Genomic DNA, 17,964 nt, shown 5'->3' with positions numbered 1-17,964 from the left:
TCCACACGGGAACCGGTGCCGCACGGCAACGCTTGGGGGGCGAGGCTTGGGCGGCGAGGCTTGGGCGGCGGACACGGAGGCCGGGATGGCGCACGAGAGCACGGGAGCGATCTACGCGGCGGCGGGGGCGAACCTCGCCATCGCGGCGGCGAAGTTCGTCGGCGGCGCGCTCACCGGCTCGACCGCGATGCTCGCCGAGGGCGTGCACTCGGTGGTCGACACGGCCAACCAGGTGCTGCTGCTCGTCGGGATGAAGCGGGCCAAGCGGCCGGCCGATGCCCGGCACCCGTTCGGCTACGGGCGCGAGATCTATTTCTACGCCTTCGTGGTCGCGCTGATGATCTTTCTCGGTGGCGGCGTCTTCGCGGTCTACGAGGGCGTCGAGCGGATCCGCCACCCCTCGCCGGACGCGGACGCGCACCTGTTCGGCTACACCCTGCCGGGGATCTGGGTGAACGTCGCGATCCTCGGCTTCGCCATCGTGGCCGAGGGGATCTCGTGGTTCGTGGCGATGCGCCAGTTCTGGGCCGAGAAGGGCAAGCACTCGGCGATGCGGGCGATCCGGCGCAGCAAGGATCCGACCCTGTTCACGATCCTGGCCGAGGACACCGCGGCGCTGATCGGCCTGCTGATCGCCCTGGCGGGCGTCGTCCTGGCCCATTGGCTCGACAGGCCGAGCCTCGACGGCTGGGCCTCGGTGGGGATCGGCCTGGTGCTGGTCGGGATGGCGGTGTTCCTGATGATCGAGACCCACGGCCTGCTGATCGGCGAGGCCGCCGACCCCGCCGTGGTGGCGGCGATCTCGGACCTCGTGCGCGCCGAGCCCGGCGTGCTCCACCTCAACGAGGTGCTGACCCAGCATCTCGGGCCGACCGACATCCTGGTGAATGTCAGCATCGACATGGCCGACGACCTCAGCGCCGGGGAGGTCGAGGGCCTCGTCACCCGCCTCGACAAAGCTCTGAAGCAGCGCAACCCGCAGGTCACGCGGGTGTTCATCGAGATCCAGCCCCAGGCCGACCACGCGGTGCGGGCGGCGGCGTGACGCGGGCGTGACCGCCCAACCGACCCGCCTCGCCGTCGGGACCGAGCCCGCGAGTCGACGCGTTCATTGGCGCCGTCCCGGCATCTCCTTCGAAGATGGCGGCTCTAACGTGCGTTGTTGCGGGTAAATTCGCCCACCAGCAAAACGTTTACAGGCCTCGCTACTTCTTCGACATCTATAATGGCGGCTTGGCCCGCGCATTATGGCCGCGATGACGAAGGCACCGCGCTCGAGGACTTCCCGGCTGTCCGCCAGCACGTCTTGCGCCTGCTGCCGGACATCGCGCGCGACGAGGTGCCGGACGACGGCGACCGATGCGCGTTCTCGGTGGTCGTGACGGACGAGGACGGCAAGCCGATCTACACCGCCACCTTGAACTGGACTGGCCTGTGGCTGCTCCGCCGAAGCGGTCCCCGTTCTCGGGCACTGGCTGGCGCCGACCCGGTATCGGCGTCGGGCGCTCCAAGCCCGTGCGCAAAAATCGCTTTCACGGGGTCGAGTTGATCTATGTGAATTTCTCTCCCGAAGCTTCCGCTCAAGCTCAGACCTCGATGACTGGCAGAGGCGTGCGCTTCCGTCGAGCAGACGTGACGGGGCGAGATGCAGCTCACGACGACCCATCCGCTTGCGACGCTCGTGGCGCGGCTGTCCCGGGACATGCCGATCTCCGATGAGGCGCAGCGCGCCATCATGGCGCTGCCGGTCTCCGTGCAGGCGCTGGAGCCGAACACCGACCTTATCCATCCCGGCGATCGCTCGGCGAGCTGCTGCTTCGTCCTGAGCGGCTGGATGGGGCGCTTCAAGCTGCTGCAGAAAGGGGAGCGTCAGTTCCTGGCGTTCCACATCGCGGGCGACATCCCCGACCTGCAGAGCCTGCATCTGCCCACCGCCGACCTGGGCATCGGCGCCTTCACACAGGTGACCGTCGCCCTGATCCCGCACGGCGCCCTCCACGACCTGATAGTGCACTACCCCGATGTCACGGCGGCGCTCTGGCGCGAGGTGCTGGTGACCGCCTCGATCACCAACGAGTGGATGATCGGGCTCGGCCGCCGGTCCGGTCCCAGGCGCTTGGCGCACCTGTTCTGCGAACTGTACGTCCGGCAGAAGGCGGCTGGCCTGGTCAAGGAGGAAGGACGCTGCCCCCTCCCGATCACCCAGACGGTCATGGCCGACGCGCTGGGCCTCACCCCCGTGCACGTCAACCGAATCCTGAGGGACCTGCGTGCCGAGAAGATGATCCAGCATCGACAGCGCACGCTGACGATCCTGGACTGGGGGCGCTTGAAGGTCTTCGCGGAGTTCGATGCGCACTACCTGCACGTTGAGCCGCAGCTGATGTGAGGGACGCCCGTCGGAACCGCGCATCCCGACGATGCGGCGCCGGGCCATGTGCAGCACCGGAGCGCGAACCCCCGGATCCCCCGCCGCGCGCCGTCCCGCCATTTTGACCTTGGCGACGACCGAGGCGGCCGGCCTGACCCTGCAGAGCGGAGCACGCCCCCGGCCGGCGCCTCGAAGGCTGCTCAGCCGCCCCGCCCGACCTGCGCGAGGCTCAGCGCCCAGACGCGCTCCTGAACGGCTTCGTCGCGGCTCTCGGCCGACGACGCCTTTGGCCGGGACCGTGAAAAGTAGCGGCCGGTGACGCCGTCGAGTTCGGGGGCGGTCGCCACGTGGAGCGAGGTCTCGGCGCCCTTTTCGGGCCTGGCTAGGAACGGGCGCATCAGCGACCACGCGGTGCCGAACAGGCCGCCGGTGTTCTTGGCGAAGCCGGTGTCGATCACCCCGGGATGCAGGGCGTTGACCGTGATGCCGTCGGCCCGCACCCGCCGGGCCAGCGCGTAGGTGAACAGCACGTTGCCAAGCTTGGCCTGGGAATAGGCCCGCATCGCGCCGTAGCGCCGGGCGCCCTCGATGTCGGCGAAGTCGACATGCCCGCGTTCATGGGCCGCCGAGGCGACGTTGACGATGCGCGGGCCAGCCCCGGCGGACGCCGAGGCCTTCAGGGTGTCGAGGAGTTCCACCGTCAGCAGCACGTAGCCGAGATGGTCGAGCGCCCAGGTGCGCTCGATGCCGTCGACCGTGAGGACGCGCCGGTCGAAGATCGCACCGGCATTGTTCACCAGCACGTCGAGGCGGGGATACGTCGCGCGAAGGGACCCGGCGAGCCGCCGGATCTCCCCCTGGCTGGACAGGTCCGCGACGTGCGGGTCCACGACGGCGCCCGGGACCGCCGAACGGATCCGCTCCGCGCAGGCCCGCGTCTTGTCGGCATCGCGGCCGACGATGGCGACCCGGGCGCCATCGCGCGCGAGCCCCAGGGCCGTCTCGTAGCCGATGCCGTTGGTCGCCCCGGTGACGAGGCAGACCCTGTCCCGCATCGCGTCCGCCATGCGGCTTAGAACACCGCTTGGCCGACCGCGAAGGCGATGACCACGATCACGATGGCGACCAGCAGGAACAGGCCGAACAGGATGCGCGCCAGCGAGCCGGCGCCCGAGGCGATGCCGGTAAAGCCGAGGCCGCCCGCGATCAGCGAGATCACGAAGCAGATGAGGGCCCATTTCAGCAAGGTCATCGCGTCACTCCGGATGCGCCCGAGACACGGGCGAACTACAATCGATCCCTCAACCGGCCGCAAGCGAGACCGTTCCGCGCGCGCGCGATTCCGACAGCCTTTTAGTCTCAGGCTTTTTCAGCCTCACGCAGTCTTGGCCACCGGCTGGGCCGGTACGTCGGCACGCTCCAGCATCATCTCGGCCAGCGTGTGATAGAGCCCGCCCCGGCAGATCGCCTTCGAGGCGGCGTCGGCGATGACGGCCGCGATCATCAGCGGGATCATCATCGTGTGGTTCTGGGTCATCTCGGTGACGATGACGAAGCTGGTGATCGGCGCCTGCAGCACGCCGGTCAGGTAGGCGACCATCCCGATCAGCACGAGGGCGCCCACCGGCATGTCCGGCAGAAGGCCGTGCACCGTGCCGCCGATCCCGGCCCCGACCGCAAGCGAGGGCGCGAACAGGCCGCCCGGGATGCCGCTGATCGAGCTGAGCACCGTGGCGGCGAATTTCAGCGGCGCGTAGGTCCAGGACGTGGCCGCATCGCCGTGCAGGAACGCCCGGGCCTCCTCGTAGCCGGTGCCGTACGCGGTGCCGTTCGAGGCCAGCCCGCATAGGGCGACGCACAGGCCGCAGAGCGCCGCGAAGACCACCGGCCGCGCCTTGATCAGGCGCCCGGCCGCCCCCGGCAGGCCGCGGGCGAACAGGATGATCAGCCGGCTGAACACCCCACCCGCGAAGCCGCCCAACGCGGCCAGCAGCGGCACGATCCAGCTGGCCGCCAGGGGCAGATCCGCCTGGCTGGTCCCGAAATACGTGTAGTTGCCGAGCAGCCAGAGGGAGGTGAGGCCCGCGGCCACGATCCCGGCGACGATCAGGCCGGACGAGCGGGCCTCGTAGGCCCGGCCCAGCTCCTCGATGCCGAACACGATGCCGGCGAGCGGCGTGTTGAACGCCGCCGCGACCCCGGCCGCGCCGCCCGCGAGTAACAGCCCCGGCAGGCGGTCCGGCGTCAGGCGGCCGAAGGCGGCCATGATCGCGGCGCCGACCTGCACGGTCGGCCCCTCGCGGCCCGCGGAGGCGCCGCAGAGGAGGCCCAGGAACAGCACCAGCACCTTTCCGCACGCGACCCGGGGGGAGATCAGCGAGAACCGGAAGCGCGCGTCCCGGGCGTGCCGGGCCGCGATCACCTGCGGGATGCCCGAGCCTTGGGAGTTCGGGAACACCGTCCGGGCGAGCAGGGCCGCGAGCGCGAAGCCCGCCGGCGTGAGCACCAGCGCGATCAGCGGCGAGGGCGCGGTGAGCCGCCGGAACCCATCCTGCGCGAGGTCGGCGCCCTTGGCCATCAGCACCGCGGCCAGGCCGACGCAGATGCCGCCCGCGAGGAACAGCAGCCGCCCCCGCCAGAGCGGATAAGCCTCCCGCGACGCCGAGCGCAGGCGCGTGATCGAGCGGCGATACCGGGAGCGTTTCGGGCCCGACGCGGCCGGCTCCCTGGTCGTCGGTGCGTCCCGCATCTCGGTCATGAAAAGGCACTTCGTCCGCACAGCCGGAGCCTGCGGTATAGCGTGGCTTGCGGGGAATGGGGGATCGCCGAGCAGACACAGTCGATCGGCAGATGTCCAAATCGCCCCCTCATCCCGAGGTGCTGCGTATCAGCCTCGCTCAGACCTCAGGATGAGGCAGAGGATGGGACTGCACCGGAGCGAGCAGGCCCCTCACCCCTCGGCCTCGCACAGCCGCTCGACCGCCTTCACGTAGGCCTTCGCGTCGAACTTCTTCAGCGAGTTCTCGCTCTGGTAGCGGACCGTGCCGAAGATCGGGCGACGCTGCCAGGGGCGGTCATGGAGGCCGTACACCCAGGCGACGTTGGTGAAGGAGTTCGCGTCGCGCCCGTCCAAGAAATAACGGTTGTTGAGCCGCAGCGTCCGGGCAAAACCCTCCTTCGGCGAGGGCGACCATTCCAGGATCTTCTTGCCCCAGTACATGCGCAGCTGGTTGTGCATGTAGCCGGTCTCGCGCATCTCGCGCATGGCGGCGTTCCAATAGAGGTCGTGGGTCTCGCCGGCCGCGAGCTGGTCCTCCGAATAGAGGTTCGGTCGCTCGTCCTCGGCCTGCTCGGAGAGCGTCTTGCGCGCCCAGTCCGGCACCGCCGTGTCGTAGTCGTCGTAGCCCTCCGTGAAGAACACGTGGTTCATCGCGAGCTCGCGCCGGACGATCAGCTCCTCCAGGTAGGCGCCGCGGTCGTCGTCGTCGCCGGCCTTGGCCTCCCGCACCGCCAGGGCGATCTCCACGGGCGAGATCTGGCCGAAATGCAGGAACGGGCTCATGTGCGAGGCGGCCGCCGCCTCCGGCATGTTGCGCCCGGCGCCGTAGCCTTCGAACCCGTCCTTCAGGAACGCCTTGAGCCGCTTGCGCGCCTCGGTCTCGCCGCCGACGAAGCGCTTCACCGGGCCGACCTCCCGGTCGAGGCTCATGCTGGCGAGCACCGCCTCCGGATCCGAGACGTCGATCTCACCGTCGGGCGTCACGCCTTTGGCCGCATGCTTGGGCTTGCGCGGCTTCAGGTCGGCGATGAACGGGTCCCAGAGCCGGTTCAGCTTCGGCCGGAGCGTGCGGGCGGCGAATTCGTGCTTGTTCGAGGCCGTCTCGACGGGGACGACCACGTCGCCCTCGACCTGGACGATCCGGGTCTTCACCGCTTTCGTGATCTCCCGGTACCAGCCCTTCTGGATCGCGAGGTAACCCCGGTCCAGCACCAGCAGCGCGGCCTCGGCGGCCAGGTCGATGGCGATCCTGGCGGGCGAGCACTTGCGCATCACGAACCCGATGCCGCGCTTCTCCAGCCCGGCCTTCGCATCCGCGAGACCCTGGAGCAGGAAGGCGTAGTGCCGGGCGTTGGCCTCCGGGAAACCGCTGGCGCCGTCGAGCAGGCCGAAGCAGGCGACCACCGGCAGGCCCAGACGGTTCGCCTCCTCGATGGCGAGTTCCAGGGCCGGGTTGAACTGGGCGCGGTTGGCCTGCTGGAGGAGATACAGGACATAACGCCCGTCCTTGGCCGGCTCCACGTCGTTGAGAACCCGGATCCGCTCGTCCTGGATCGCCATACCCGCTCGCAGTCCTTCTTTGTCCGTCCCAATGGAGACTTGGCCGGACAGCTAGCGCGGGTAACGAATTCGTCCCTTCACGCGGCCGTCATGAATTGCCGCAGTGGAACGGGATCGCGGGGCCGCGGTTCCGCGCGGCGAAATCCGTGTTTCTCGACGGTTTACGGTGCGCTTTGCCGTCCGGCACCGCGGGAAGTCTGTCCCGCCGGGCCCCGATGCGAATGCGACATTTTCGACACAGCCGGATCGCGATGCGTGTGCGGCCGCACGAAAGGCCAGCCTTTCCGCCCCGACGGGCTTGTAATTTTTCGCGGCGCGCGCAGATTGTGCAGCGCGGGATGGCGATGGCGTCGCGATCCCGCTGCCCTTCTTGGGCGTTTCCTCCCTAGACTTCGGGCCGCTCCTTCGGGAGTGGCCTTTTTTCTGTTCGGTCCCCGGTGTCACCGAACCGGGGCGGGAGCGCTGGCCCCCAGCCGCGCGGGACGCCATGCTGCCTGCGAGCGCCGGGACAGGCGCCGGAGGACACGCCATGAGGATGCTTTCCACCGCGCTGCCGGCTTTGGCCTGCCTGCTCGCCCTCGCAGGGGCCGGGGCCGGGGCGGCCGCGGCGGCCGAGGCGCCGCAGTTCCAGGTCGACCCGTCCTGGCCGAAGCCGCTGCCGAACGACTGGATCCTGGGCCAGGCCGCGGGCGTCGCTGTCGACGCGCAGGACCATGTCTGGGTGGTCCAGCGACCCCGCACCCTCACCGACGACGAGAAGGCCGCAAGCCTCGATCCGCCGCGCAGCAAGTGCTGCAAGCCGGCCCCGCCGGTGCTGGAATTTTCCCAGGACGGAACCCTGCTGCGCAGCTGGGGCGGCCCCGGCGAGGGCTACGACTGGCCGACCAACGAGCACGGCATCCAGATCGACGGCCAGGGCTTCGTCTGGATCGCCGGCAACGGCGACCAGGACGGCCAGCTCCTCAAGTTCACGGCCGACGGCAAGTTCGTCCTGCAGATCGGCAAGTCCGGGCCGCAGACCGACAGCCAGGACACCAGCCGCCTGGGCAAGCCCGCCAACGTCGATTTCGACATGGCGGCCAACGAGGTCTACGTGGCGGACGGCTACTACAACCACCGCATCATCGTGTTCGACCGGGAGACCGGGGCGTTCAAGCGGATGTGGGGCGCCTACGGCAAGCCGCCCACCGACGACAAGCTCGGCCCCTACGACCCGGCCGCCGCCCCGCGCCAGCAATTCGCCAACCCGGTCCATTGCGTGCGCATCGCCCGGGACGGGCTGGTCTACGTCTGCGACCGCACCAACAACCGCATCCAGGTGTTCCGGAAGGACGGCAGCTTCGTGAAGGAGTTCGTCGTCGAGAAGAACACCCGGGCCAACGGCTCAGTCTGGGAGCTGGCCCTGTGGCCGGACGCCGACGAGACCTTTTTGCTCAACGCCGACGGCGCCAACAACGAGGTCCGCACCCTCGACCGTGCCACCGGCGCGACGGTGGGCGCCTTCGGCCGGAACGGCCGCATGGCGGGCCAGTTCCACTGGGTCCACAACCTCGCGGTCGATTCCAAGGGCAACGTGTTCACCACCGAGGTCGACACCGGCAAGCGGGCGCAGAAATTCCTGGCGGTGGGGAATTTCGTGCTGCGCAAGCGGGTGCCGTGACGGCGGATCGGCCGAACGGCCCGGTCCCGCGGCGCGTCCTCGTCCTCGGCGGCACCGGCACGATCGGCCGCGCGACGGTTCGGGCGTTGGTGTCGCGCGGGCACGCGGTCGTCGTCTGCCTGGTCAGGCGGCCCGCCCCCGTTGCCCGCGGGCGCCACCGCCCGGGTCGCGGCCGTGACCGACCCGGCCGCGCTCGCCCGCGACGGCATCCGGGGCGAGACGTTCGACGTCCTGGTCTCGTGCCTCGCCTCGCGCACCGGATTGCCCGACGATGCCTGGGCGATCGACTATCAGGCGCAGCTGAACGCGCTGGAGGCCGCAAAGGCGGCCGGCATCACGCAGGTCGTCCTGCTCTCGGCGATCTGCGTCCAGAAGCCGGTCCTCGCGTTCCAGCATGCCAAGCTGGCGTTCGAGCAGGCGCTGATCGGGTCGGGCCTCGCATACACGATCGTGCGGCCGACCGCCTTCTTCAAATCGCTCTCGGGGCAGATCGACCGCGTGAGGCGCGGCAAGCCGTTCCTGGTCTTCGGCGACGGCCTGCTGACCGCCTGCAAGCCGATCAGCGACGACGATCTCGGCCAGTACCTCGCCGACTGCATCGACGACGAAGGCCGGCGCAACCGCGTGCTCCCGATCGGGGGGCCGGGCTCGGCGATCACCCCCAGGGCGCAGGGCGAGCACCTGTTCGCGCTGCTCGGGCGCGAGCCACGCTTCCGGCACGTGCCGGTGGCGCTGCTGGACGCGATCATCGCCGTCCTGGCCACGCTCGGGCGCTGGGTCCCGGCGCTCGCCGCCAAGGCCGAGCTCGCCCGCATCGGGCGCTACTACGCCACGGAGTCGATGCTCGTCCTGGATCCGGCCACGGGCCGCTACGATGCGCAGGCCACGCCGTCGACGGGGTCGGAAACCCTGTTCGCCTACTATGGGCGTCTGGTCCGGGGCGAGGCCGTGGCCGAGCGCGGCGACCACGCCGTGTTCTGACGCCCCTCAGTCGCACCCCGTCAGCGCGTCGCGCTCGCCCCCGCCCGGCTCGCCGCCAGGGCCGCCGCCTTGCCGGAAGCCGCGTAGAGGTTGATCCGCGAATAGACCCCGAACTCCGAGCCGTCGTCGAGGAAGCCGCCGCCGGGGCCCTGCGTCTCGGTCAGGATCGCGTTCGCCTCCGCGAGCGTGAGCGTCGGGAAGGCCGCGGTCAGCAGGTGGCCGGCCTCCGGGGCGATCGTGCCGACATCCTCCCGGGCGTTGGCGGTGACGTCGTGCACGACCGGCAACCCGTAGGTCTGCGTCGCCTCGTAGAAGGCCGCGTTGGCGGCCGGGTCCTTGAACCGGCCGGTATCCTGCGCCGCGCAGGCCGCCACCGTGCCGCCGCAGCCGGCCGCGAGGGCTTCCGTCATCGCGGCGCGCGCCTCCGTCAGGAGCGCCCGGTAATCGGTGACGCCGACGCGCTTGTCCGCGTCGGCCGCGTTCGCGTCGATCACCGCCGGGTTCCTGCGGATCTGGCCGACATAGGCCGGATCGTTGGCGAGCAGATGCGCCACCGCGTGCAGCGAGGTCGTGCGCCCGCCGATCACGTCCATGGCGTAATGCGCGCCGACGATGATCCGGTCGTTGCCGTATTCGGCCGCGCGGGCGACCATCTGCTGGTAGCGCTCCGGCACCAGCAGGGCGAGGATCAGCGACTCGGTGTAGCCGTAGGTCGTGTGCCCGCTGGGATAGGACGGGCTGTCGACGAGATCCTGCTTGGGACCGCGCAGCCAGTCGAACGAGTGGGACGCCGCGCCGAAATAATCCGCGCCGCGATAGGCCTGGAGATGCGGCAGGGTCTGGAACGGGCGCGAATTGCCGAACCGGTCGGCCCCCGGGCTGCCCGCCGGCCGGCCGTAGGCCTTGCCGAACACGTCGGTGACGGTGCCGTCCGTGAGCAGCGCGGCGGCCTCGGCCGAGACCGCGTGCGTGCCGTGGATCGTGCCGTTGGCGAAGAAGTACTTGCCGGAATTCGAGTCCGACTTGGTGACGTTGTTGGTGTAGCCGATCAGGTCGGCCACCGGCTGCGCGACGCTGGTGAAGGTCTTGGAGTCGCTGTAGCGCGCCCGGCCCTGATAGGCGGTGGCGAGCGCCGTGCCGAGGCCGTCGGCGAGGCCCGAGGCGTTGCCGTCGGTGATGAAGCAGTCCCGCAGCGCCAGTTGCTGCTGCTCGGGGAACGGCAGCAGGGTCGGCTGCTTGAGGGCACCAGTCTGGATGTCCCCGGTCACCCGCAGGTTGGCGTCGAGCGCCGCCTTGCCGGCCGGGCTCCCCTGAAGCCGGGCCACCGGGGCCAGCCCGCGCAGGGCGGTGAGGTTGGCGGGCGATTGCGCCAGCGCCGGGAGCGGCAGCGCTGCCCCGAGCAGCGCCAGGCCGAGTCTCAAGGTCCCCATCATGCCGTCTCCTCCCCTGGTCGGCGCGCCCGGATAGCAACAGCAAAGGCCGGGTTTCCAAAGGGCTCAGCCCTTTGGCAGGGTTTGGGGCGGAGCCCCGAAGAAGGAAGGGCTGCGCCCTTCGCCCGCAAAAGGTCGACGACCTTTTGAAACCGAGATTTCGCTATCCTCTGGCCCGGGCCCGAATCATGAAGTTATCGTAGGTGTATTCGGCGACCTGGAACCAGAGATATTCTTCGTTCCGGAAGGTCCGCATCGCCTCGTAGACCCGGCGGAAATCGGCGTTCTTGGCGGCGATCTCGGCATAGACGTCGTTGGCGTTCTTGAGCGCGCCCTCCATCACGTCCTGCGGGAACGGCCGCAGCTGCGCGCCGCCGGCGACCAGCCGGCGCAGGGCCTGCGGGTTGCGCGCATCGTACTTGGCCTGGACCTCGGCCCCGACCTCGGCGGCGGCGGAGCGCAGGATCGCCTGATAGGCTTTCGGCAGGGCCTTCCACTTCTCGGCATTGAACCAGAAGTGCAGCATCGCACCGCCCTCCCAGAAGCCGGGATAATGGTAGACCGGGGCGACCTTCTGCAGTCCGAGCCGTTCGTCGTCGTAGGGGCCGATCCACTCGGCGGCGTCGAGCTTCTTGGTCTCGAGAGCCTGGTAGATCTCGGGGCCGGGGATCGCCTGCGGCTGGACGCCGAACTTCGTCAGCACCTGCCCACCCATGCCGCCGATGCGGAACTTGAGGCCCTGGAGGTCGGCCACGCTCTTGATCTCGCGCCGGAACCAGCCGCCCATCTGCGCGCCGGTATTGCCGCCGGGCAGGCAGACCAGGCCGGACTTCGCGAAGACCTCGGCGAACAGCTCCGCCGCGCCCCCCGCCAGCCACCAGGCGGCGGCGCCCCGTGCGTTGAGGCCGAACGGAATCGCGGTGGCGAGCGCGAAGGTCGGGTCCTTGGCCTGGCCGAGGGTCGCCGGTCCGTGGCCCATCTCGACCGTGCCGGCCGACACGGCATCGAGCAGGGTCTCGGCCGGGACCGGCTCGCCGGGGCCGAGCACCTGGATCTGGAACCGCCCGTCGGTGGCCTCGGCGACGATCCGGCTGAGCGCCTCGGGGGCGCCGAACAGGATGTCGAGGCTCTTGGCGTAGGCCGAGGACAGGCGCCAGCGCAGCTCGGGAGCGCCCTGGGCCAGGGCCGGCGCCGCCAGCGGCGCGGCGATCGCCGCGCCGAGGCCGGCGGTCAGGACCGCGCGGCGGGTTCCGGCGGTACGGGAGGGCGCATCATGGGGCTCGTCCAACGGCATCTCGTCTCAGCGTGTCCAATCCGGCCGGCGGAAGGTCGGCGCGCAGGTAGCACGTCCGCGGCCGTTCTCGAAAGCACCCGCGGCATGCGGAGCTGCCGCCGTGGCGCCATGGCGCCTCGAAACCGCACCGCCCCCGTGATAGGCGCCCGACCATGCGAGCCGATCCCGACATGCCACTCCCCGACATGCCACTCCCCGATATGCCCCTCCCGATATGCCCCTCCCCGACGTCACCCTGCACACCGTGTGCGGCCTGGAGGAGCTGGCCGGGCACGGCGCGAGCGGGGTCAGCCACGTCCTGTCGCTGCTCGATCCCGGCACGCCCGAGCCGGAGGCGTTCGCCGCCTACGGCGCCCATGCCCGCACGACCCTGCACTTCCACGATTGCCTCGGCCCCGGCGACGGCCTCGTGCCGCCCGAGCCCGAACATATCGCGGCGATCCTCGGCTTCGGGCGCGACCTCGACGGTGCCGGCCACCTCCTGGTCCATTGCCATTACGGCCTGTCGCGCTCCACCGCAGCGCTGCTGATGCTGTTCGCCCAGGCCGAACCCGACGTTTCCGCCGAGGCCCTGGTCGCCCGCCTGCACGCCCTGCGCGAGCCGGCCTGGCCCAACGCCCGGATGATCGGCTTCGCGGATGAGAGGCTCGGCCGCGAGGGCCGGCTCAGCGAGGCGGTCCGCCAGCTCCACGCGCTGCAGCTGCGGGTGCGGCCGCACCTGGCCGAGCTTCTGCGCGGGCTCGGGCGCGGTGCGGAGGTCGATGCCGCCGAGCGGGGGTAGGAGGCTCCCCACCTCGGATTGATCGCAGGCTGATGCCAATCGCTATCGTCACGTTCAGCCAGAACGGCTCAAACTCGTTGCGCACACATACACACGTCTGTTGCGCTGCGCGGTGCGTTGTGTAATCTTGTGCCTGTCGGAACTATGAGAGCCCCTCCTGTAGCAGCAAGCGCGGCGAGAGGGGCAGAGAGTGTTCCAGGCATGTCGAAGAAGGTGCGTGACCGCACAACACGCGGGGTGATCGCGGCGCTTCAGAGGGACGGTTGGTTCGTCGCTCGGAAGGGACCCGGCGATCACGTCCAGTTCAAGTATCCGAGAAAGCCCGGAAAAGTCACAGTCGATACCGGCGAGCCGGAAATACCGACTGGAACCCTACGTAGTATCTATCGGCAGGCTGGATGGACTTGGTGACAGATCAGGCCGCGACCTCTTGGGACTGCGGCCTGATCCCTCGATGGTGATAGCGACCGAGATGGCGGAAATGGCTCACGTTGTCATGCTGGTGCACCAGGAGGACGGCCGGTTCGGCGCCTCCTTCCCGGACTTCCCGGGAGCGACGACGGTCGCGGGCGATCTCGACACGCTCTATCGGAAGGCCGCCGAGATGTTGGCCTTCCACGTCGCCGGAATGGCGAAGGACGGTGAAGAGATCCCGCGCCTGCGGGCACTGGAGGAATTGCGCGGCGACCCGGGCTTTTGCGAGGACAGCGCCGACGCGATGGTCGCGCTCATGCAGGTCGAGCTTCCAGGCCGGGCCGTGCGCGTCAACATCTCAATGGAGGAAGGCCTCCTCCGACGGATCGACCGGGCCGCCGAGGCGACCGGCGAGAGCCGATCCGCCTTTCTGGCTCAAGCCGCGAAGGCGCGGCTATCGGCCGGGGCTTGAGAGCGAGAACTCACTTCCCGGCGGGCGTGAAGCTGCCGTCCTTCCAGACGTAGAGGACGTAGCCCTGGGCGGTGACGTCGCCCTTGGAATCGAACCCGACCGTGCCGAGCACGACGTCGAACCGCTCCGTGTGGAGCGCCTGGGCGATCGGCCTCGGCTCGACCGAATGGGCGAAGTTGCCGGCCGCGACCAGCGCCTGCAGGGCCGCGTAGCCGTAGACGGTCGAGCCGGTGGGATCGACGCCCTCGGCCTTGAACGCCTTCACGACGGCGGCGGCGGCGGGCTGGCGGCTCGGATCGAGGTAGAAGGTCATCAGCACGCCGTTGCTGGCCGAGCCCGCGACCTTGGCGAAGTCCGGCGTCGCGATCGCCGAGGTGCCGAACCATTGCGGGCGGTAGCCGCGATCGGCGGCGACCTTCACGAGGCGGCCCATCTCGGCGGCGTCGCCGCCGTAATACACCACCTCGATCCCCGCGCCCTTGAGCCGGTCCACCAGGGCGGCGTCGTCGGCGTCGCTCGGCGCGAACGACAGGGACAGGGCCTCGTTGATGCCGATCCGGTTGAGGTTGTCCTTAGTGGCGGCCGCCAGCGTCCGGGAGGCCGGGGTCTGGTCCTGGATCAGCGCGATCTTACGGTCGCGGAACCGCTCGGCGAGCACCGCGGCGGAGAGCCGGGCCTGGTCGTCGTCGCGCCCGCAGACCCGGAAGACGTTCGGCAGGCCCCGGTCCGTGAGCCGGGCCGAGACCGAGGCCGCGCTGATCATCACGATGCCGTTCTGGGCGTAGATGTCGGAGGCCGCGATCGAGGCGTTCGAGCAGACATGGCCGACCACGAGGCGCACGTTGGAGCGCACGAAGTGGTTGGCGACCGCGGTCGCGGTGTTCGAGTCGCAGGCATCGTCCTGCACGTCGAGGGTGACGGGCTGCCCATCGAGCCCGCCCATGGCGTTGGCATCCCGGGCCGCGGCCTCGACGCCGCGCAGCACCTGCTCGCCCACCGCCACGTAGGGGCCCGAGCGCGGAACCGCGACGCCGACCACGACATCGGCCGCCGCCGGCCCGGCCGACAGGAGCGCGAGACACAGGCTCAAGGGGAACAGCGTGGGCCGGAACAGCCCGCGGGCGGAGACGACGCGTCCGATCTTCATCGGGCTCTTCTAGGCATCCTTGCGCGAGGCAGCCACCGGCGCGGGTGGGTCGCGGCTTCGTCCGGGCGCTCCCGCGCCGCACCAAACCGCACGGGAAGCCCATACGCGAGGACGCAGCGGAACGCGATTGTTTTCCGCCGACGCGCGAAAGTCGTCCCGCGCTTACTTCGCGTAATAGTAGGCGGTCGCCACCGAGGAGACCGGGCCGGTAACGGAGGTGAAGACCGACAGCACCTTCGAGACCTCGGTGAACGGGGCGTTCGAGACGTAGATCAGGTCGCGGTTGCGCATGCGGAACGCCTGGGTGGTGAACAGGCTGTTGGGGTCGCGCATGTTGATCCGGTACACCACCGGCACCAGCGGGGTGCCGGTGAGCTTGGTGGCCGGGTTGAGGCGGCGCACCACGCTGGCGGGCTCGAACCGGAAGATGAAGGTGCCGGCCGGGTCGGCGGCGAAGTCCGAGAGGCCGCGCGCCTTGGCGAGCGCCTGGGCCAGGGTGATCCCGTCGGCCTGGAACGGCAGCTCGGTCGCCTGGCCGAGCGCGCCCACCGCCAGGAAGGTCTGCGGATCGCGCACCAGGGTCAGCACGTCGTTGGGCCGCAGGTAGATGTTCTCCTTAGGGTTCGACACCACCGTGGTCAGCGGCACCGTGGCGGTGACCGGCCCGCGCGACAGGCGCACGAAGGTCTCCGAGACCGGCGAGCGGTTGCCGCCCGCCGACGCGATGACGTCGAGGATGCGGTCGCCGTGGCCCGACAACGGCAGGCGCGCGCCGGCGGCGCCCTCGCCGGTGACGGTCACCGCCTGGCTGATCGGCCGGGTGACCGAGACCAGCACCTGCGGCTGGATCGCCTTGCCGGCGAGCTCGTTCTCGATCAGGCCCTGGACGTCCTGGGGCCGGCGGCCGGCGACCTTGATGCGCCCGGCATAGGGCACCGAGATCGCGCCGTCGCGGCCGACCGGCTGCTCGGGGATGAGGGCGGACTTGGAGCCGGCGGAGAAGCGGTCGGCCACCAGCGGGCCGGAGAACAGGCCGCCGGAGCCGGCCTCCCAGACCGAGACCGAGACCATGTCGCCGATGCCGATCACCGGCTCGGTGGAGGGGCGGTGGTCGCCGAAGGAGGCGAGCAGGCTGTCGAGGGGCCGGCCGCGCAGGGCCTCGACCACGGATGGGGTGACGTCGATGATTTCGTAGCGGGCGAGCACGCCGCCGTCGGCGGTGGCGACTTCCGCGCCGGCCTGGATCGCGCTCGCCGTCGGACCCGCCGAAGGCAGATACGAGCAGCCCGACATCGCCGTCGCGGCGAGCAGAGCGAGGGAAAGTTTGCGCATCCAGATGTTGCCCATCGGTTTTGCCGAGCCCGTGCCTAGCCCATAGCGGCCGGGGTGTCCGTAGCGGGTGGGCCACACTGCGCCCGCGACGGCCGAGCGGGCGGTTTCATCCTCACTAAGCACAGCTTTTTCGGGGCAGGCGGACGAAAACTTTACGGCCGGGGCGGGAACGGAGCCCCTCAATTGGCCTGGCTCACCGTCGTGCTGATGCGCTCGTAGATCGGGGTCATCCGGGAGCCGTAATACCGGATGCTGCCGGCCGCGACGATGAAGATCAGCGCGCCGATCAGGGCGTACTCCATGGCGGTGGACCCGCGCGCGTTCGCGGCAAAGCGCGACAACGCCTGCCGGGCGAGGTCGGCCCCACGGAGGCGGGATCGTCCGGAAGCCGCCCTCGATCCCTCGCAGCTCGGCTCCGCCATCCGTGACTCCGACTTCCGCTGCGCCTGGAACCGCACCCGATCGTATCACGATCGGGCCCGCCTCCAGGCCCCTGGTTCGACGTGCCTGCGCACGCATCCACCGGTATCCGCGCCGACGATGAGCGCTCTCGTCGCCCGGCGCGATGCGAACGTCTAACCGGGCTCCCATTGCCGCCGGCTTAATAGTGTCTTCGAAACATGCCTTCGAGACGTGGGTCCGAACGCCGAAAGGCCGGCGCCCGTGACGGCACCGACCTTTCGACATGTCCGATGACGCGGCCCGGCTTGGTCCAGGACGCGGTGTGCCCGGGTCGCTCAGGCGTGGCCGGCCTTGTGGCGCAGGTCGTCGATCCGCTTGGACGCCTCGGCCTTGTCGATGTCCGAGTCGAAGGCCTCCGGCTCCTTGGCCTCTTCCGACAAGGTCTTGAGATACGAAGCCTGCGCCCCGGTCATCGGCTCACCGCCGGTGGTCCACTGATCCGGATCCTTGATCTGGTTCGAGACGTCCTTCGGATCGGTCTTCGGGTTTTCCTGGGTCGCGTCGTGCTTGTCGGCTGCCTTGGCCATGGGACCCTCGTTCCTGAAATGTTCTGTCGTCGCCGGGGAGAACGTGCCGCCCCATCCGGGGTTCCACGGGATGTCGGCGCATTGCCCCCTGTTCCCCAGAAACCTTTCCTTCCCGCCCGCCGAGCCTATTGATGAAGCCCACGGCGCAGCGTTGCGCCCCGGAGCGGCATGGTCCGGATGAGCTCGGATGGGCGGATGCAGAACGAAGCCGGAGCGGCCGCGCGGGCGGCGCAGGTCCTGGTGGTCATGGGTGTCTCGGGCTCGGGCAAGAGCACCGTCGGCGCGCTGATCGCCGAGCGGCTCGGCTGGATCTTCGTGGACGGCGACAGCTTCCACACCCCCGAGCACGTGGCCAAGATGCATGCGGGCCACGCGCTGGACGACGAGGACCGCGCGCCGTGGCTCGCCCGGATCGCGGTCTGGATCCAGCATCGGCTGGAGGCCGGCGAATCCGGCGTGGTGGTCTGCTCGGCCCTGCGCCGGGCGTACCGGGACGTGCTCACCCGCGGGAGCCGGCGCGTCCGCATCGTCTACCTGGACGGCGACAGGGCCCTCGTGTCCGAGCGCCTCGCCGAGCGCCATGGCCACTTCATGTCGCCCCGGCTGCTGGACAGCCAGTTCGCCACCCTGGAAATCCCCGGCCCCGACGAGCACCCGGTCATCGTGGGGATCGACGCGGCGCCGGTGACCGTCGCCGACCGCGTCGTGGCGCAGCTCGCCGCGGAGCCCCCCCTCCCCGCCGGAAGGACCTGAG

The 17,964-nt window shown here is 70.0% G+C and carries 18 protein-coding genes and 1 pseudogene; 9 read left to right on the top strand and 10 right to left on the bottom strand.

Annotated features, from left to right (window positions below; genetic code table 11):
• Nucleotides 1-85: 85 nt before the first annotated feature.
• The 3 genes from FVA80_RS27050 to FVA80_RS27040 all read left to right on the top strand — a co-directional run bounded on the left by FVA80_RS27050 (nt 86) and on the right by FVA80_RS27040 (nt 2,389).
• Nucleotides 86-1,045, top strand: coding sequence for a cation diffusion facilitator family transporter (locus tag FVA80_RS27050; protein WP_147910158.1), 960 nt, complete (start codon nt 86-88; stop codon nt 1,043-1,045).
• Between the two features lie 180 nt (nt 1,046-1,225).
• A complete protein-coding gene (locus FVA80_RS27045; RefSeq protein ID WP_187193525.1) occupies nt 1,226-1,549 on the top strand; it encodes a hypothetical protein in 324 nt (107 codons plus the stop codon).
• Between the two features lie 96 nt (nt 1,550-1,645).
• Nucleotides 1,646-2,389, top strand: coding sequence for a Crp/Fnr family transcriptional regulator (locus tag FVA80_RS27040; RefSeq protein ID WP_147910157.1), 744 nt, complete (start codon nt 1,646-1,648; stop codon nt 2,387-2,389).
• Between the two features lie 182 nt (nt 2,390-2,571).
• Here FVA80_RS27040 and FVA80_RS27035 read toward each other — a convergent pair whose 3' ends face one another.
• The 4 genes from FVA80_RS27035 to FVA80_RS27020 all read right to left on the bottom strand — a co-directional run bounded on the left by FVA80_RS27035 (nt 2,572) and on the right by FVA80_RS27020 (nt 6,710).
• A complete protein-coding gene (locus tag FVA80_RS27035; protein ID WP_147910164.1) occupies nt 2,572-3,426 on the bottom strand; it encodes an SDR family oxidoreductase in 855 nt (284 codons plus the stop codon).
• 17 nt (nt 3,427-3,443) lie between these two features.
• Complete coding sequence (locus FVA80_RS27030) at nt 3,444-3,623, bottom strand: DUF1328 domain-containing protein (protein WP_007566531.1); 180 nt, start codon at nt 3,621-3,623, stop codon at nt 3,444-3,446.
• Nucleotides 3,624-3,746: 123 nt separating this feature from the next.
• Nucleotides 3,747-5,120 (bottom strand): chloride channel protein, encoded by a 1,374-nt coding sequence (locus FVA80_RS27025; RefSeq protein WP_147910163.1) that lies wholly within the window; start codon nt 5,118-5,120, stop codon nt 3,747-3,749.
• Between the two features lie 201 nt (nt 5,121-5,321).
• The gene (locus FVA80_RS27020) at nt 5,322-6,710 is read right to left on the bottom strand and encodes a deoxyribodipyrimidine photo-lyase (protein ID WP_147910156.1); all 1,389 of its coding nucleotides are present in this window, start codon (nt 6,708-6,710) and stop codon (nt 5,322-5,324) included.
• 529 nt (nt 6,711-7,239) lie between these two features.
• Here FVA80_RS27020 and FVA80_RS27015 point away from each other — a divergent pair.
• Both FVA80_RS27015 and FVA80_RS27010 read left to right on the top strand, forming a co-directional pair.
• Complete coding sequence (locus FVA80_RS27015) at nt 7,240-8,370, top strand: hypothetical protein (RefSeq protein WP_147910155.1); 1,131 nt, start codon at nt 7,240-7,242, stop codon at nt 8,368-8,370.
• Nucleotides 8,367-9,351 (top strand): annotated as a pseudogene (locus tag FVA80_RS27010) (NAD(P)H-binding protein). Before FVA80_RS27015 ends, FVA80_RS27010 begins: the two are co-directional and overlap by 4 nt.
• Before the next feature lie 20 nt (nt 9,352-9,371).
• Here FVA80_RS27010 and FVA80_RS27005 read toward each other — a convergent pair.
• Nucleotides 9,372-10,784 (bottom strand): phosphatase PAP2 family protein, encoded by a 1,413-nt coding sequence (locus tag FVA80_RS27005; RefSeq protein ID WP_147910153.1) that lies wholly within the window; start codon nt 10,782-10,784, stop codon nt 9,372-9,374.
• A gap of 160 nt (nt 10,785-10,944) precedes the next feature.
• Entirely contained in the window at nt 10,945-12,075 is a 1,131-nt protein-coding gene (gene dctP, locus FVA80_RS27000; protein ID WP_147910152.1) for a TRAP transporter substrate-binding protein DctP, read from the bottom strand.
• Between the two features lie 214 nt (nt 12,076-12,289).
• On the opposite strand from dctP, the gene FVA80_RS26995 reads away from it, so the two are divergent.
• From FVA80_RS26995 to FVA80_RS26985, 3 genes are all read left to right on the top strand, one after another.
• Nucleotides 12,290-12,856: a protein-tyrosine-phosphatase gene (locus FVA80_RS26995; RefSeq protein WP_147910951.1), complete on the top strand. Its 567-nt coding sequence runs from the start codon at nt 12,290-12,292 to the stop codon at nt 12,854-12,856.
• Nucleotides 12,857-13,057: 201 nt separating this feature from the next.
• Complete coding sequence (locus FVA80_RS26990; protein WP_147910952.1) at nt 13,058-13,267, top strand: type II toxin-antitoxin system HicA family toxin; 210 nt, start codon at nt 13,058-13,060, stop codon at nt 13,265-13,267.
• A 70-nt stretch (nt 13,268-13,337) separates the two neighbouring features.
• Complete coding sequence (locus FVA80_RS26985; protein ID WP_147910953.1) at nt 13,338-13,742, top strand: type II toxin-antitoxin system HicB family antitoxin; 405 nt, start codon at nt 13,338-13,340, stop codon at nt 13,740-13,742.
• A 10-nt stretch (nt 13,743-13,752) separates the two neighbouring features.
• Here the strand turns inward: FVA80_RS26985 and FVA80_RS26980 are convergent, their stop codons facing one another.
• The 4 genes from FVA80_RS26980 to FVA80_RS26965 all read right to left on the bottom strand — a co-directional run bounded on the left by FVA80_RS26980 (nt 13,753) and on the right by FVA80_RS26965 (nt 17,210).
• The gene (locus FVA80_RS26980; protein WP_147910954.1) at nt 13,753-14,889 is read right to left on the bottom strand and encodes a branched-chain amino acid ABC transporter substrate-binding protein; all 1,137 of its coding nucleotides are present in this window, start codon (nt 14,887-14,889) and stop codon (nt 13,753-13,755) included.
• Between the two features lie 162 nt (nt 14,890-15,051).
• Nucleotides 15,052-16,221, bottom strand: coding sequence for a polysaccharide biosynthesis/export family protein (locus tag FVA80_RS26975; RefSeq protein ID WP_147957905.1), 1,170 nt, complete (start codon nt 16,219-16,221; stop codon nt 15,052-15,054).
• Nucleotides 16,222-16,400: 179 nt separating this feature from the next.
• Nucleotides 16,401-16,643 carry a hypothetical protein gene (locus FVA80_RS26970; protein ID WP_147910919.1) on the bottom strand — a complete coding sequence of 81 codons (243 nt, stop codon included), beginning with the start codon at nt 16,641-16,643 and terminating at the stop codon, nt 16,401-16,403.
• 315 nt (nt 16,644-16,958) lie between these two features.
• Complete coding sequence (locus FVA80_RS26965; RefSeq protein WP_147910920.1) at nt 16,959-17,210, bottom strand: DUF3072 domain-containing protein; 252 nt, start codon at nt 17,208-17,210, stop codon at nt 16,959-16,961.
• Nucleotides 17,211-17,405: 195 nt separating this feature from the next.
• On the opposite strand from FVA80_RS26965, the gene FVA80_RS26960 reads away from it, so the two are divergent.
• On the top strand, nt 17,406-17,963 hold the full coding sequence (locus tag FVA80_RS26960) for a gluconokinase (protein ID WP_147910921.1): 558 nt from the start codon (nt 17,406-17,408) through the stop codon (nt 17,961-17,963).
• Nucleotide 17,964 lies beyond the last annotated feature (1 nt).

Origin of the sequence: Methylobacterium sp. WL1, assembly GCF_008000895.1 — a bacterium.
GTDB lineage: Bacteria > Pseudomonadota > Alphaproteobacteria > Rhizobiales > Beijerinckiaceae > Methylobacterium.
Note: the sequence above shows the minus strand (reverse complement) of the source record. Positions and strands in the feature narration are given on the sequence as shown.